The organism is Burkholderia sp. USMB20, assembly GCF_000949135.2.
In the GTDB taxonomy this organism is placed as follows: domain Bacteria; phylum Pseudomonadota; class Gammaproteobacteria; order Burkholderiales; family Burkholderiaceae; genus Burkholderia.
The window spans coordinates 663,842-677,931 of the sequence record NZ_JTAN02000021.1 but is presented as its reverse complement, the minus strand read 5'-3'; the positions used below and the strand labels follow the sequence as shown (position 1 = coordinate 677,931).

Below are 14,090 nucleotides of genomic sequence, written 5' to 3'. Positions count from 1 at the left end.
CGGAGACTTGAACGATGGGCAAACTGTCCCTCGCCGCGAAGATCACGCACGTGCCGTCGATGTACCTGTCGGAGTTGCCCGGCAGGCATCACGGCTGCCGCGAAGCGGCGATCCGCGGCCACCAGCTGATCGGCGAGCGCTGCCGCGCGCTCGGCGTCGATACGATCGTCGTGTCGGACGTGCACTGGCTCGTCAACGCCGGCTATCACGTGAACTGCAATGCGCGGTTCGCGGGTACGTATACCAGCAACGAGCTGCCGCACTTCATTCGCGACATGCAGTACGCGTATCCGGGCAACCCCGAACTCGGCCGCCTGATCGCGGAGACGGCCAGCGCACGCGGCATCGCGACGCGCGCACACGAGATCGACAGCCTCGAACTCGAATACGGCACGCTCGTGCCGATGCGCTACATGAACGCCGACCAGCACTTCAAGGTCGTGTCGATCGCGGGCTGGTGCATGTGGCATCAGCTCGACGAAAGCCGACGCTTCGGCGAGGCGCTGCTCGAGGCGATCGAGAAGAGCGATTCGAACGTCGCGTTCCTCGCGAGCGGCTCGCTGTCGCATCGCTTCAACGACAACGGCAGCCCGGAGGAATCGATTCACGAGATCAGCCGCGAATTCTTCCGGCAGGTCGACCTGCGCGTGGTCGAGCTGTGGAAGCAGGGCGATTTCAGGACCTTCTGCGCGATGCTGCCCGAGTACAACACGCATTGTCACGGCGAAGGCGGCATGCACGACACGGCGATGCTGCTCGGCCTGCTCGGCTGGGATCGTTACGACAAGCCGGTCGAGATCGTCACCGACTATTTCGCGAGCTCGGGCACCGGGCAGATCAACGCGATCTTCCCGCTCGCCTGAGCGCCGCATCACTTATCCGGAGCGTTGCCATGCCACACATCGTCGTCGAATACACCGCGAACATCCGCGACGACGCGCGCATTCCCGCGCTGCTGCGCACGATCAACGCGACGCTGATCGCGCAGGGCGGCGTGTTTCCGACCGGCGGCATCCGCTCGCGCGCGATCGAGCTGCAGGATTACTGCGTCGCCGACGGCACGGAGGACGACGCGTTCGTCCACGTGACGCTGAAGATCGGCTCGGGCCGCAGCGACGAGACCAAGCAGGCCGCGTGCGACGCGCTGTTCGACGCGATCAAGGCGCATTTCGCGGAGCTGTACGCGAAGCGCTATCTCGCGCTGTCGATGGAGCTGACCGAGTTCAGCGAAAGCGGCTCGTACAAGCACAACAACATTCACGCCCGCTATAAGCGGGCCGGCTGAACCCCATTCCCGATCCGACCATGCTCGAACCCGCCATCATCGACCAGCTCGCGCAGCGTCTGCACGACGCCGAGCGCGAACGCAAGCAGATCCGCCAGATCTCGCTCGACCATCCCGACATCACGATCGACGACGCGTATGCGATCCAGCGCGCGTGGGTCGCCCTCAAGCTCGCGGAAGGCCGCACGCTCAAGGGGCACAAGATCGGCCTCACGTCGAAGGCGATGCAGAACACGTCGCAGATCGACGAGCCCGATTACGGCGCGCTGCTCGACGACATGTTCTTCGACGACGGCGGCACGATCCCGGCCGGGCGCTTCATCGTGCCGCGCGTCGAGGTCGAACTCGCGTTCGTGCTCGGCAAGCGGCTCACCGGCCCGAACTGCACGATCTTCGACGCGTACGACGCGGTCGATTACGTGGTGCCCGCGCTCGAGATCATCGACGCGCGCAGCCAGTCGATCGACCCCGATACGAAGCGGCCGCGCAAGGTGTTCGACACGATCGCCGACAACGCGGCGAACGCGGGCGTCGTGATCGGCGGGCGGCCGGTGCGGCCGCAGGACGTCGACCTGCGCTGGGTCGCGGCGATCATGTCGCGCAACGGCGTGGTCGAGGAAACGGGCGTCGCGGCCGGCGTGCTGAACCATCCGGCCAATGGCGTCGCGTGGCTGGCGAATCGGCTGTCGCGCTTCGACGTCGCGCTGGAGCCGGGGCAGGTCGTGCTCGGCGGCTCGTTCACGCGACCGTGCGCGGCGCGCTCGGGCGACACGTTCAGCGTCGACTACGGCCCGCTCGGGACGATCCAGTGCTATTTCGCGTGAGGTGAGCGAGCGATGCAGATTCCGTCGAATGTCTTCAAGGCCGCGCTCGCGCGTGGCGACGCGCAGGTCGGGTTGTGGCTCGGCCTCGCGAATCCGTACAGCGCCGAAGTCGTCGCGGGCGCCGGTTTCGACTGGCTGCTGATCGACGGCGAACATGCGCCGAACACGGTGCCGACGATCCTCGCGCAGTTGCAGGCGATTGCGCCGTATCCGTCGCAGCCGGTCGTGCGCGTGCCGTGGAACGATCCGGTGATCGTCAAGCAGGTGCTCGATCTCGGCGCGCAGACGCTGCTCGTGCCGATGGTGCAGAGCGCCGACGAAGCGCGCGCGGCGGTGGCCGCGACGCGTTATCCGCCGCACGGGATTCGCGGCGTCGGCAGTGCGCTCGCGCGTGCGTCGCGGTGGAACCGCGTCGGCGATTATCTGCATCGCGCGAACGACGAGATGGCCGTGCTCGTGCAGGTCGAGACGCGTGCCGGGCTCGACGCGATCGATGCGATTGCGCGGGTGGACGGCGTCGATGGCGTGTTCATCGGGCCGGCCGATCTGGCGGCCGATCTCGGGCACCTCGGCAATCCGGGGCATCCGGACGTGCAGGCGGCGATCGACGGCGCGATCCGGGCGATCAAGGCGGCAGGCAAGGCGCCGGGCATTCTCAGCGCGGATGAGGCGGCGGCGCGGCGGTATCTGGAAGCGGGGGCGTTGTTTGTTGCGGTGGGGGTCGATACGACGCTGCTGGCGCGGAGTGCGGAGCGGTTGGCGGCGCAGTTCAAGGGGAGCGGTGGGGGCGCGGTGAAGAAGGGGGATGGGACGTATTGAGCGAAGCGGACGGGATCTTTTATAAGGGACGTATTCTGTTTCGTTTGTTGAATCGTACGGGATACGGGAATCGGCTTGCGTCATCGCCGCGCATCGCGCCGACCTTATCGTCCCGCTTCCATATACCTTCCCGGCGTCGTCCCCGTCGCCCGCCGGAACATGTCGATGAACGCGCTCACGTTGTCATACCCGAGATCGAGCGCGATCGTCGTGACCGGCACGCCGTCGGCGATTTTCTCCAGCGCCCGCAACAGCCGTGCCTGCTGACGCCACTGCGCGAACGTCAGCCCTGTCTCGGCGACGAAGCGGCGGCTCATCGTCCGGGCACCGATGCCGGCCCATGCTGCCCATTCCTCCAGTCGCCGGTTGTTCGCGAGGTTCGTGGCGAGCGCATCGGTGATCTTCATGAGCCGCGGATCCTGCGGCCGCACCAGCCCCAGCGCCTCTACCTGTGACGACGCGATTTCGTCGAGGATCACGTCGGCAATGCGCGCCTGCGCGGCATCGAGTTCCGCATCGCCCCAGCTTGCCGCGCGCTGCACGGCTTCGCGAAGCAGCGGCGTGGTGCGGATCGCGCGCGGCGCGTCAGGCAACCCCGCGCAGCGCGCTTCGGCGACGAACGCGGACCATCCGGAAATCGGCCCGAACGAGCGCAGCGAATGCCGACAATGCGGCGGAATCCAGATCGCATGAATCGCCGGTACGACCCAGTCCTGGTCGTCGAGGCCGATCGACACCACGCCGCTCAGTGCGCCGACGAGCTGGCCGCGCGCGTGCGCATGCGGCGGCGTGATGCGCGGGTCGCGCTGCGACAGCACGGCGGCGACGACGAACGGGCCGTCGTCGGACGTGACGAATCGGGCGGGCAGGAGTGGATCGGTCATGGCCGGATTTCAGTATCGAACGACTGTTATACCGGAGATCGGCCGGCTGCGCACGCCTAAACTGCGTCCATCGATGACAACCGGAGTACGACGCGATGCGAGCCGAACAGATGCTTCCCGACCATGCCGACCGGATCGAGGCCGGCGGAACGACGATCCGCAAGGGCACCGTCGGCGCGTTCCTGGTCAACGCGCGCGTGCTGACCGATCCGGATGCGGCGCCCGCCGAGCGCGCCCGTGCCGAAGCCGACGCGCTCGACGCATTGCCCGCGCTGCGTGCGCTCGGCCTGTTCGACGTGCTGGAAGTGCGCGATCCAGCACTGCGCGCGTGGCTCGACGCACGCTGATACACGACGGAACCGTCGATCGAGATCCATCAATCAAGGAGTCGGCATGAAAGCAGCAGTCGTGACGGGCGCCGGCGAGCGCCCCGTTCATATGGAGTTCGAAGCGCCGCATGCGATACCCGGCCACCGTCTGATCGACGTGACGGCGTCCGCGTTGAGCCGTCTTGCGCAGGCGCGCGCGGCGGGCACGCACTATTCGTCCGGCGGCGGCTATCCGTTCGTCGTCGGCGTCGACGGCGTGGGGCGCGGCGACGACGGCCGGCGCGTCTATTTCTTCGGCGCGCCCGCGCCGTTCGGTGCGATGGCCGAACGCACGATCGTGCCCGACGCGCAGTGCGTGCCGCTGCCGGACGACCTCGACGACGTGACGGCCGCCGCGATCGCGATTCCCGGCATGTCGTCGTGGGCCGCGCTGACCGAGCGCGCGCGGCTGGTCGCGGGCGAAACGGTGCTGGTCAACGGCGCGACGGGCGCCTCGGGCGGGCTCGCGGTGCGGATCGCGAAGCATCTGGGCGCCGCGAAGGTGATCGCGACGGGCCGCAACGCGGCCGTGCTGGAAGCGTTGCTGAACGCCGGCGCGGACGCCGTCGTGTCGCTGCAGCAGGACGACGCGCATCTGGCCCGCGCGCTCGAACCGCATTTCCGCGCGGGTGTGGACATCGTGCTCGACTATCTTTGGGGGGCGAGCGCGCTCGCACTGCTGATTTCCGCCGCGAAGGCGACGCCCGACGGCCGTCGGTTGCGCTTCGTGCAGATCGGCTCGATCGGCGGCGCGGACGTGCTGCTGCCGGGCGCCGTATTGCGTGCCACCGCGATCGAATTGCTGGGCAGCGGTATCGGCAGCGTGTCGCTGCCGGGGTTGCTGGCTTCGGTGCGTGGCGTATTCGACGCGGCAGGCCCGGCGGGGCTGACGCTCGAAACGCGCACGGTGCCGCTGTCGGCGGTCGGCGAGCACTGGGGCGATGCGAACAGTCGGGTGCGCCCGGTATTCACGATGCGCGGCGATTGACCGGCCGCAGGCCGTGGCCATGACGCGATCGGTGCGCGCACCGGCGGCAGCCGGGCATCCACCGTCGCGTCGAGCCGTCAGACGATTGCGAACGCGCGGTGCGAAGCAGGGCGGTGGTGTGTACCGACAACGGGCGGCGCGACATGAAAGTCACCCGCCGCCCGCATCGTCACACTCAGAACCGCTGCTGAATCCCCGCGGTCACGCCGACCTGCGTGGTGCCATACCCGGCGAAATCGCGCGACACGCCGACCTTCTGGTCGTGCTTCGCGATCGCGAACGCGCCGGCCGCGTACAGCACCGTGCGCTTCGACAGCGCGTATTGCGCCCGAACCGATACCAGCGTCGGGTCGGCATCCGTGCCGCCCTTGATGTTCTGGTGATAGACGGCCGCGATCAGCGAGAACGTCGGCGTGAACTGGTACGACCCGCCGAGCCAGTACATATCGCTCAACTGGTTCGCCGCCGCGGTGCGAAACGTGCGCTTGTAGTTGCGATAGCCGGCCATCGTCTTCAGGTTGCCGAAGTCGTAGCTCAGGCCCGCGTGAATCCCCTGGATGTAGTTGACGGTATCGGCCGGCGTGACGCTGTCGGCCGCGCCGTTCTGCCGGTCGAACGTGAGCACCGCCGCGAACGGGCCGGTCTCGTAGCCGAGCGCGAAGTCGTATTTCGAGCTGGTCTTCACGCTGCCCGGCACATTGCCGAAGCCATACAGCGCGCCGAACTTGAAGCCGCTGAATTCACCGTCGTAACGCACCGCATTCGACGAGCGCGTGAACATGCCGTCCTTGCGCCCGCCGGTCGCCATCGACGACGACGCCCACGAATAGTTTTGCGAGTAACCCATCGGGTCGAACGGCATCATGTAGTCGTACGTGACGGTGAAATTGCGGCCAAGCGTCAGCTCGCCCCATTTGCCTTTCAGGCCCACCGTCGCACGGCGCGCGAAGATCGAGTCGGGGCCGTCGTCGGACGCGCCATTCGCGAGATCGATGCCGCTTTCGAGGCGAAACACGGCCTTCAACCCGCCGCCGAGATCCTCGACGCCGCGCAAGCCCCAGCGCGACGTGTTCTTGTTGCCCGACTTCAGCTTGAACGAATTGCCGCCATCCGGTGCCGCATGGTTCGTGTATTCGATGCCGGCGTCCATGATCCCGTAGATCGTGACCGACGACTGCGCGTGCGCGACCGGCGCGGCGAGACAGGCTGCCGCGGCCGAACCGGTGAGGACTACTGTTCGAATCGAACGTTCTGCACGTGACTTCATTTTGACGGTGTCTCCTTGGTTGTTGTGGGTTGGTCGAAACGTAAAACGCGTATTCGACACGCCATCGGCGGACGCCATGAAGCGTCCGCCGATTCGAGTCGCAAAGGGATGTGCGCCTGAATGCCTGCGCGGCGGCACACGAGCCGCCGCGAAGCGGGTCAGCCCGCTTTCGCGAACGCCCAGCAGTCGTTGGTCGGGAATTCGATCCAGTGCTTGCCGGCCGCGCGCGGCACGTGGCCGAACGCGCGCAGGCGCATCTCGCCGCAATGGAACAGGTATTCCCAGCGGTCGCCGAGATACATCGACGTGACGAGGTCGGCCTGCAGCCGGTTCGCGCCCGGGCCGTCGGCGACCTGCACGCGTTCGAGGCGGATCACGGCCTGCGCGTCCTGGCCCGGCGCGAACGTGTCGCGGGCGAGCGCCTGCAGCTCCCAGCCGTCGCCGGCGAGCGTCACGCGTTCGCCGTCGACGGCCGAGACGCGCGCGTCGATGCGGTTGTTGCTGCCCATGAATTCGGCTGTGTACAGCGAGCGCGGCGCGCCGTACAGCTCGGCCGGCGTGCCTTCCTGTTCGATGCGGCCGTTGCGCAGCAGCAGGATGCGGTCGGACATCGCCATCGCTTCAGTCTGGTCGTGCGTCACGCAGAGCGCCGACAGCCCGAGCGACACGATCAGCTCGCGCAGCCACGCACGCGCTTCCTCGCGCAGCTTCGCGTCGAGGTTCGACAGCGGCTCGTCGAGCAGGATCACCGGCGGGTTGTAGACGAGCGCACGCGCGATCGCGACACGCTGCTGCTGGCCGCCCGACAGCTGATGCGGAAAGCGCTCGGCGAGGTAGCCGAGGCCGAGCTGGTCGAGCGCGGTCTGCACGCGGCGCTTCTGTTCTGCCGGCGCCACGCGGCGCAGCTTGAGCCCGTAACCGACGTTGTCGGCGACGGTGCGGTGCGGCCACAGCGCGTACGACTGGAACACGAGGCCGAGCGAACGCTGTTCGACCGGCAGGTCGACGTGCCGCGCGCCGTCGAAGAACACGCGGTCGTCGAGCTGGATGCGCCCGTCGGACGGCTGTTCGAGGCCGGCCACCGCGCGCAGCAGCGTGGTCTTGCCGCTGCCCGACGCGCCGAGCAGGCACACGACTTCGCCGGCCTTCAGTTCGAACGACACGCCCTTGAGGATCGGGTTGGCGCCATAGCTGAGATGCAGGTCGTCGACGATGAGCTTATCCATGAAGTTTCACTCCGAAGCGCAGGGCCACGCCGAGACCGGCGCCGACCATCGCGATGTTGATGACAGAGAGCGCGGCAACCTGGTCGACGGCGCCGGTCGCCCACAGCGACACGAGCAGCGCGCCGATCACTTCGGTGCCGGGCGACAGCAGATAGACGGCGGTCGAGTATTCGCGCTCGAAGATCATGAAGATCAGCAGCCACGCGGCGAGCAGGCCGAAGCGCACGAGCGGCAGCGTCACGTCGAGCGACACGCGGCTGCGCGTCGCGCCGACGCTGCGGCCGGCTTCCTCGAGTTCCGGGCCGACCTGCAGCAGCGCGCTCTGGATGAGCCGCATCCCGTATGCGAGCCACACGACCGTGTATGCGATCCAGATGCTCCACATCGAGTTCTTCAGCTCGCGCAGGCCCGGCACGAACAGGAAGATCCACAGGAACGCGAGACCGGCGAGCAGGCCCGGCACCGCGCGCGGCAGCAGCACGAGGTAGTCGAGCAGTTTCGTCGCCCAGTCGTTGCGGCGATGGCCGGCGAAGGCGACGAGCGAGTAGAAGCCGATCGCGAGCGCACCGCCGATCACGCCGATGCCGAGCGTGTTGACGATCGCGCGAACGAGGTTGTCCTGCTCGAACAGCTCGACGAAGTTCGACAGCGTCAGCGCTTCGCCGAGCGCGACGCCTTCGCCCCAGTTGCTCACGAACGCGCGCAGCACGATGCCCGAGATCGGCACGATCACCGTCAGCATCAGCCACAGCGCGACGATCGCGAGCGCGACCCAGCGCCATACGCCGAGCGGCAGCACCGTCGCACGGCCGGCCTTGCCCTTCACCGTGACGAAGCGGTTCGCGGTCTTCAGCAGGCGGCGCTGCAGCAGCACGAGCGGGAACGTGATCGCGACGATGCACACCGCGACCGCGGCCATCAGGTGATACGACGGCACGCCGAGCTTGTTGGTCAGCTTGTACAGGTAGGTCGCGAGCACGAGGTGGCCTTCCGGATCGCCGAGCACGAGCGGCAGCCCGAACACCTCGAAGCCGAGGAAGAACACGAGCACGCCGGCGAACAGCAGCGCGGGCATCGTCATCGGCAGGCTCACGTCGAGCGCGACGCGGAACGGCCGCGCCCCCGTCACGCGCGCCGCTTCCTCGACGTCCGAGCCGAGGTTGCGCAGCGCGGCCGACGAGTACAGGTACACGTGCGGCACGTGCGTGAGGCCGACGATCATCGTGATCGCGAAGATCGAGTACACGTTCCAGGGTACGTTCTGCACCCCTAACAGTTCCTTGAACCACACGGAATAGAAGCCGACCGGGCCGGCCGCGACCACGTAGCCGAACGCGAGCACCATCGGCGACACGAACACGGGCGTGAGCAGCAGCGGCTCGAGCCAGCGACGGCCGGGCAGGTCGGTGCGCACCATCAGGAACGCGAGGATGCCGCCGAGCGGGATCGAGATGAACAGCATCCCGCCGGCGATGATGAACGAGTTCTTCACGGCCGACCAGAAGTCCGGGTCGGTGAAGATGAAGCGGAAGCCTTCGACGCCGAGCGTCTTGTTCGCGTTGAAGAACGGCGCGGACAGCAGGCTCTGGAACAGGATGAAGCCGAGCGGCAGCGCGACCGCGACGGTGAGCACCGCGACGACGATCCAGCGCAGCATGCCGGCGAGCGGCTGCAGGTTGCTGACCGGCAGCGCGGGAATCGCGCCGCCCTGGCCGGTGGTGGGCGGAACGGCCGGCGCCGCTCCGCGTGTGCTGGTTGAAAGCATGAGTTCGCCCCTGCGGCCATCCGGATGGCCGCCTCTAGGAAGTCGGTAAGGGGAAGGGGCCGCCCGCGCGGCGTGCGGCGGGCGGCCGTTGGTCGGCCGAAGCCGATCAGCGAATCAGTGGATCAGCTCTTGATCGCCTGCTGCCATTGCTTCAGGAACGCGAGCCGCTTCGACTGGTCCAGATAGACGAGCAGGCCGGTGCCGATCGGGATCGGCTTCAGCGAATCGCCGAGTTCCTTCGTGAGGCTCGCGGCCGATGTTTCGCCGGTCACGTCCGTGCGAATCGCGTACAGGTTCGCCTGGTTCGCGATCAGCGTCTGGCCGCGCTTCGACAGCAGGTAGTCGACCCACAGCTTCGCGGCGTTCGGATTCTTCGCCTTCTTCGAGATCGTGGCCAGGCGGCTCACGACTTGTGTGTAGTCCTTCGGGAATACGTAGCCGATCGACTTGTCCTTCTTCGCCTTCGCGTACGCATACGAGCCGATGATGTTGTAGCCGATCAGGTTCTCGCCCGACGAGATGCGCTCCATCATCGCGCCGGTGCTCGACTGCAGCTTCGGACCGGTCGCGCCGATCGCCTTCACGAGCTCCCACGTGACCTTCTCGTTCAGGTGCGCGTCCTGCGTCAGCGCGTTGAAGCCGACGCCGGATTTCTCGACGTCGTACGTCGTCAGCTTGCCTTTGAACTTGTCGGGTTGCGACGTGAGCAGCTTGATCAGGTCGGTGCGTGTCTTCGGCACTTCGTTCTCGGGAATCAGCCGCTTGTTGTAGACGATCGCGAGCGGCTCGAACGTCGTGCCGTATGCCTGCTTCTGGTATTGCGCCCATTGCGGCACGTTCGCGCTTTCCGGCGAATCGTACGACGTCATCAGGCCGTCGTTGACGAGCTTGACCTGCAGGTCCATCGCCGAGCTCCACAGCACGTCGGCGCTGGTGCTGCTCGCGGCGTTCTCGCTGATGTAGCGGTTGTACAGCTCGGTGCTGTTCATGTCGTTGTACTCGACCTTCACGCCATACAGGCTTTCGAAGTCCTTGATCAGCGGGCGCACGAGGCCCGTGTCGGTCGTCGAGTAGACGATCAGCTTGCCTTCCTTCTTCGCGGCGTCGACGACACCTTGGTAGTTACCCGGATACCCGGCCGGAACCTGCGCGGTGGCGGCGCCGGCGGCGGTGCCCAGGACGATCGCCAGCGCGGCGGCGAGCTGCTTCGGTGCAAACGGCATGTCTTCCTCCAGTTATGCGTGTGTGTTGTTCGAGTGACGCGGATGTTAATTGCGACGCACTTTCAGCCTGCTTTCATTTCGGTTCACAATAGCGTCCTTTGTGTCATGGATTTCCCGAGGTCCCCATGCGTGTGCTGCTGGTCGAAGACAACCCGAACCTTGCGCAGTCGTTGAACGACGCGCTGAGTGCCGCGCGCTTCGCGGTCGATCACATGGCGGACGGGGAGGCGGCGGATCACGTGCTGCGCACGCAGGACTACGCGCTGGTGATCCTCGATCTCGGGCTGCCGAAGCTCGACGGGCTCGAGGTGCTGCGGCGGCTGCGCGCGCGCCGCAATCCGGTGCCGGTGCTGATCCTCACCGCGCACGGCTCGGTCGAGGACCGCGTGAAGGGGCTCGATCTCGGCGCCGACGACTACCTCGCGAAGCCGTTCGAGCTGACCGAGCTGGAGGCGCGCGCCCGCGCGCTGATCCGGCGCAGCCTCGGCCACGAGCATTCGCGGGTCGAGTGCGGGCCGCTTTCGTATGACAGTATCGACCGCAGCTTCCACCTCGCCGGTGAACCGCTGCCGCTCACGCCGCGCGAGCGCTCGGTGCTGGAGGTGCTGATCCTGCGCAACGGCCGCGCGATCAACAAGGAGACGCTGTCGGAGAAGATCTTCGGGCTCGACGAGTCGGTCAACGCGGATGCGATCGAGATCTACGTGTATCGGCTGCGCAAGAAGCTGGAGAACACCGGCGTCGCGATCGTCACGCTGCGCGGCCTCGGATACTTGCTCGAAGCGAAGGCGGCCGGATGAACCACCGCCGGGCTTGCCTTCTTTGCATGGGGCCGCGGTACGCGCCAAAGCGCTGCTCGGGATCGACACGTTCGCGGCCTGCCGGGGGCGCGTCTGCCATCCGCGGCCGGCCTGGCAAAGCCGGCCGGCTGCACGGGCGCGGAGCGAGGCCGCACGCGTTTTCCGCCATGCTGGTCGGTGCAGCCCGGCGGGCAGCATGGTGACACGCCCGAACCTGCGCGCACAGGTCGCGCTGTGGCTGCTGCTGCCGCTGCTCGGGCTGCTCGCGCTCGACTCGTGGCTCACGTACCAGCGCGCGATGAGCGCCGCGCACGTCGCGTTCGACCGCACGCTATCGTCGTCGCTGAAGTCGATCCGCGAAGGCGTGCGGTTCAACGAGGGCGAGATCGAGGTCGACCTGCCGTATCTCGCGCTCGAGATGTTCGAGTCGGGCGACGGCGGCAAGATCTATTACCTGATCCGCGAGGACAACGGCCGCACGATCACCGGCTATCCGGACCTGCCGCTGCCGCAGGGCGACGGCACGCTGTTCGTCACGCGCTACTACAACGTCGTCTATCGCGGCGAGCAATTGCGCATGGCCGCGCTGCGCGTGCCGGTGCACGACGTGCCGACCGCGCAGACGCGCATCGTGTGGGTGATGGTCGGCGAGACGATCGAGGCGCGCCAGGCGCTCGCGCGCGAGATCCTGATGGGCTCGCTGCTGCAGGAGGGGCTGCTCGTCGTGCTCGCGCTCGGGATCGTGTGGCTCGGCGTCGGGCGCGGGCTGCGGCCGCTGAACCGGCTGTCGGCGACGGTCGCCGCGCGCAGCGACGGCGATCCGACGCCGCTCGATACCGGCGGCATGCCGAGCGAACTCGCGCCGCTCGTCGAGTCGATCAACCAGTACATCGGCCGCACGCAGCGGATGCAGGTCGCGCGGCGGCGTTTCTTCGCGGACGCGGCCCATCAGCTGAAGACCCCGCTCGCGGCGGTGCAGGCCGGCGTCGAGCTGGCGTTGCGGCCGGACGAGCAGCCGCGCGTGAACGTGCATCTGCGGCGCGTGAACGGCGCGGTGCGGCAGGCCGTGAAGATCGTCCAGCAGCTGCTGTCGCTGTCGCGGCTCGATTCGGACAGCGGCCAGGCGGTCGCGCACCAGCCGGTCGCGCTGCACCGGCTCGCGCGCAGCGTGACGCTCGACTGGTCGCCGGTCGCGCGCGCGCGCGACATCGATCTCGGCTTCGAGCACGAGGCGGATGTCGACGTGCTCGGCCAACCGGACCTGCTCGGCGAATTGATCGGCAACCTGATCGACAACGCGATTCGTTATTCGGGCGACCGCGCGGTGATCACGGTGCGCGTGTCGCGCGATGGCGACCATGCGCGGCTCGACGTGATCGACAACGGGCCGGGCATTCCGGCCGGCGAGCGCGACGCGGTGTTCGAGCGTTTCCATCGCGGCAGCAAGACGCAGACGGTCGAAGGCACGGGGCTCGGGCTGTCGATCGTGCGGGGGATCGCGCGCGTGCATCAGGGCAGCGTGACGCTGGCCGATGCGGCGGGAGGCGGGTTGATCGTGACGGTGATGTTGCCGACGGTGCCGGCGGCGGCGCAGTAGAAGGGCTGGTTCGCTTGGTCGCGGAGAATCGCGGCGAATGTGAGCGAATGGCGGCGAGCGGCATCTCCGAGGGAGGGAGGTGGGCGCGCCGGCAACGTCGCGGCGGATGTCTTCGACGCATCGCCCTCGGCGGCGATGCATACGACGCGCCGTCCGCCGCCCCGCTCAGTCGCTCAATCGCCGAATCCGATCTCCGCCTCGAGCGACTGCCCGACCTCCAGCCAGGCTCCCGCGCCTTCGACCACGATTGCATTGATGCCGAAGGTCAGCGCGTTTTCGTAGTTCGGATTCGCGCGATACGTCTGCATCGTGTCGGTCGGCTCGTGCGGCCACGCCGGGTTCGGCGCGCCGGTCACCTGGTCGATCGTCGGCATAGGGCAACGCGTGCACAGCTTCACGAGGCGCAGCCGCACGGGTGTGTCGCCTTCGGCGTCGAGATGCTCGACGAAATCCTCTTCATACGCATCGAGATCCGACACGACGATGTTCGGGCGGAAGCGGTTCATCGGAATCGCCGGCGCGCCTTTCGCGACGAGCTTCGCGTTCAGGTCGTCGAGCGACGACTGGCCGATCACGAGCAGCGGATAGCCGTCCGCGAACTGCGTGTGCGTGTCGATGTCGCCGGTCCATTTGCGGTTGCAGCCGCGGCGCGCATCCGCGCCGAAGCGCGCGAGCTTCAGCGGCGTGCCGAGGAATTCGGTGAGCCATGCGGCTGTCGCGGCGCCCGTGTCGATCGCGTCGACGGTGTCGCGCCAGACGGTCGCGGCCATCTTCGGCGTGGCCGGCGTCGCGTCGCCGTCGAGCGGCGTGCGGATCTCGGGCATGCCCGGCGCGTTCAGCACGAGCGCGTCGTGCTCGAGCGCGGTGCGGATCAGCGCGAGGCGCGGGTGCGTGCGCTGCGTGATCATCATCCCGTCCGGGGTGGTGATCAGCCAGTGGCGATCGTACGCGAGGCCCGTTTCGAGCAGTTGCGCGCGCGACAGCGCGATGCCGGCGCAGGATTTGATCGGGTAGATGAAGAGTTCGGAGATGGCTGGCATGACG

At 67.6% G+C, this 14,090-nt stretch carries 14 protein-coding genes; 8 read left to right on the top strand and 6 right to left on the bottom strand.

Annotated elements, in window-relative coordinates:
- The first annotated feature begins 14 nt into the window (after positions 1-14).
- Genes hpaD through hpaI form a run of 4 tightly spaced genes read left to right on the top strand, consistent with a single transcriptional unit; the run spans position 15 to position 2,928 of the window.
- Entirely contained in the window at positions 15-863 is an 849-nt protein-coding gene (hpaD, locus tag PL79_RS33345; RefSeq protein WP_044842969.1) for a 3,4-dihydroxyphenylacetate 2,3-dioxygenase, read from the top strand.
- Positions 864-892: 29 nt separating this feature from the next.
- Positions 893-1,285: a 5-carboxymethyl-2-hydroxymuconate Delta-isomerase gene (locus PL79_RS33340; RefSeq protein WP_044842970.1), complete on the top strand. Its 393-nt coding sequence runs from the start codon at positions 893-895 to the stop codon at positions 1,283-1,285.
- 20 nt (positions 1,286-1,305) lie between these two features.
- A complete protein-coding gene (hpaH, locus tag PL79_RS33335) occupies positions 1,306-2,109 on the top strand; it encodes a 2-oxo-hept-4-ene-1,7-dioate hydratase (protein WP_044842971.1) in 804 nt (267 codons plus the stop codon).
- Positions 2,110-2,121: 12 nt separating this feature from the next.
- Entirely contained in the window at positions 2,122-2,928 is an 807-nt protein-coding gene (gene hpaI, locus PL79_RS33330; RefSeq protein ID WP_044842972.1) for a 4-hydroxy-2-oxoheptanedioate aldolase, read from the top strand.
- 104 nt (positions 2,929-3,032) lie between these two features.
- Here hpaI and PL79_RS33325 read toward each other — a convergent pair whose 3' ends face one another.
- Positions 3,033-3,812 (bottom strand): AraC family transcriptional regulator, encoded by a 780-nt coding sequence (locus PL79_RS33325; RefSeq protein ID WP_044842973.1) that lies wholly within the window; start codon positions 3,810-3,812, stop codon positions 3,033-3,035.
- A gap of 95 nt (positions 3,813-3,907) precedes the next feature.
- Between PL79_RS33325 and PL79_RS33320 the strand changes: the two genes are divergently transcribed.
- Positions 3,908-4,159: a hypothetical protein gene (locus tag PL79_RS33320; RefSeq protein ID WP_044842974.1), complete on the top strand. Its 252-nt coding sequence runs from the start codon at positions 3,908-3,910 to the stop codon at positions 4,157-4,159.
- 46 nt (positions 4,160-4,205) lie between these two features.
- Positions 4,206-5,168 (top strand): quinone oxidoreductase family protein, encoded by a 963-nt coding sequence (locus tag PL79_RS33315; protein ID WP_044842975.1) that lies wholly within the window; start codon positions 4,206-4,208, stop codon positions 5,166-5,168.
- A 175-nt stretch (positions 5,169-5,343) separates the two neighbouring features.
- On the opposite strand, the gene PL79_RS33310 is transcribed toward PL79_RS33315, so the two are convergent.
- From PL79_RS33310 to PL79_RS33295, 4 genes are all read right to left on the bottom strand, one after another.
- Positions 5,344-6,435 carry a porin gene (locus PL79_RS33310; protein WP_044842976.1) on the bottom strand — a complete coding sequence of 364 codons (1,092 nt, stop codon included), beginning with the start codon at positions 6,433-6,435 and terminating at the stop codon, positions 5,344-5,346.
- Between the two features lie 158 nt (positions 6,436-6,593).
- Positions 6,594-7,661: an ABC transporter ATP-binding protein gene (locus PL79_RS33305; protein ID WP_044842977.1), complete on the bottom strand. Its 1,068-nt coding sequence runs from the start codon at positions 7,659-7,661 to the stop codon at positions 6,594-6,596.
- Entirely contained in the window at positions 7,654-9,426 is a 1,773-nt protein-coding gene (locus PL79_RS33300) for an ABC transporter permease (RefSeq protein ID WP_044842978.1), read from the bottom strand. The genes PL79_RS33305 and PL79_RS33300 overlap by 8 nt, the downstream gene beginning before the upstream one ends.
- A 122-nt stretch (positions 9,427-9,548) precedes the next feature.
- Positions 9,549-10,649 carry an ABC transporter substrate-binding protein gene (locus PL79_RS33295; protein ID WP_044842979.1) on the bottom strand — a complete coding sequence of 367 codons (1,101 nt, stop codon included), beginning with the start codon at positions 10,647-10,649 and terminating at the stop codon, positions 9,549-9,551.
- A gap of 125 nt (positions 10,650-10,774) precedes the next feature.
- Between PL79_RS33295 and PL79_RS33290 the strand changes: the two genes are divergently transcribed.
- Together PL79_RS33290 and PL79_RS33285 are read left to right on the top strand one after the other, a co-directional pair.
- The gene (locus PL79_RS33290) at positions 10,775-11,449 is read left to right on the top strand and encodes a response regulator (protein WP_044842980.1); all 675 of its coding nucleotides are present in this window, start codon (positions 10,775-10,777) and stop codon (positions 11,447-11,449) included.
- Between the two features lie 196 nt (positions 11,450-11,645).
- Positions 11,646-13,046 carry a sensor histidine kinase gene (locus tag PL79_RS33285; protein ID WP_044842981.1) on the top strand — a complete coding sequence of 467 codons (1,401 nt, stop codon included), beginning with the start codon at positions 11,646-11,648 and terminating at the stop codon, positions 13,044-13,046.
- A gap of 173 nt (positions 13,047-13,219) precedes the next feature.
- Here the strand turns inward: PL79_RS33285 and PL79_RS33280 are convergent, their stop codons facing one another.
- Complete coding sequence (locus PL79_RS33280; RefSeq protein WP_044842982.1) at positions 13,220-14,086, bottom strand: MOSC domain-containing protein; 867 nt, start codon at positions 14,084-14,086, stop codon at positions 13,220-13,222.
- Positions 14,087-14,090: the final 4 nt, after the last annotated feature.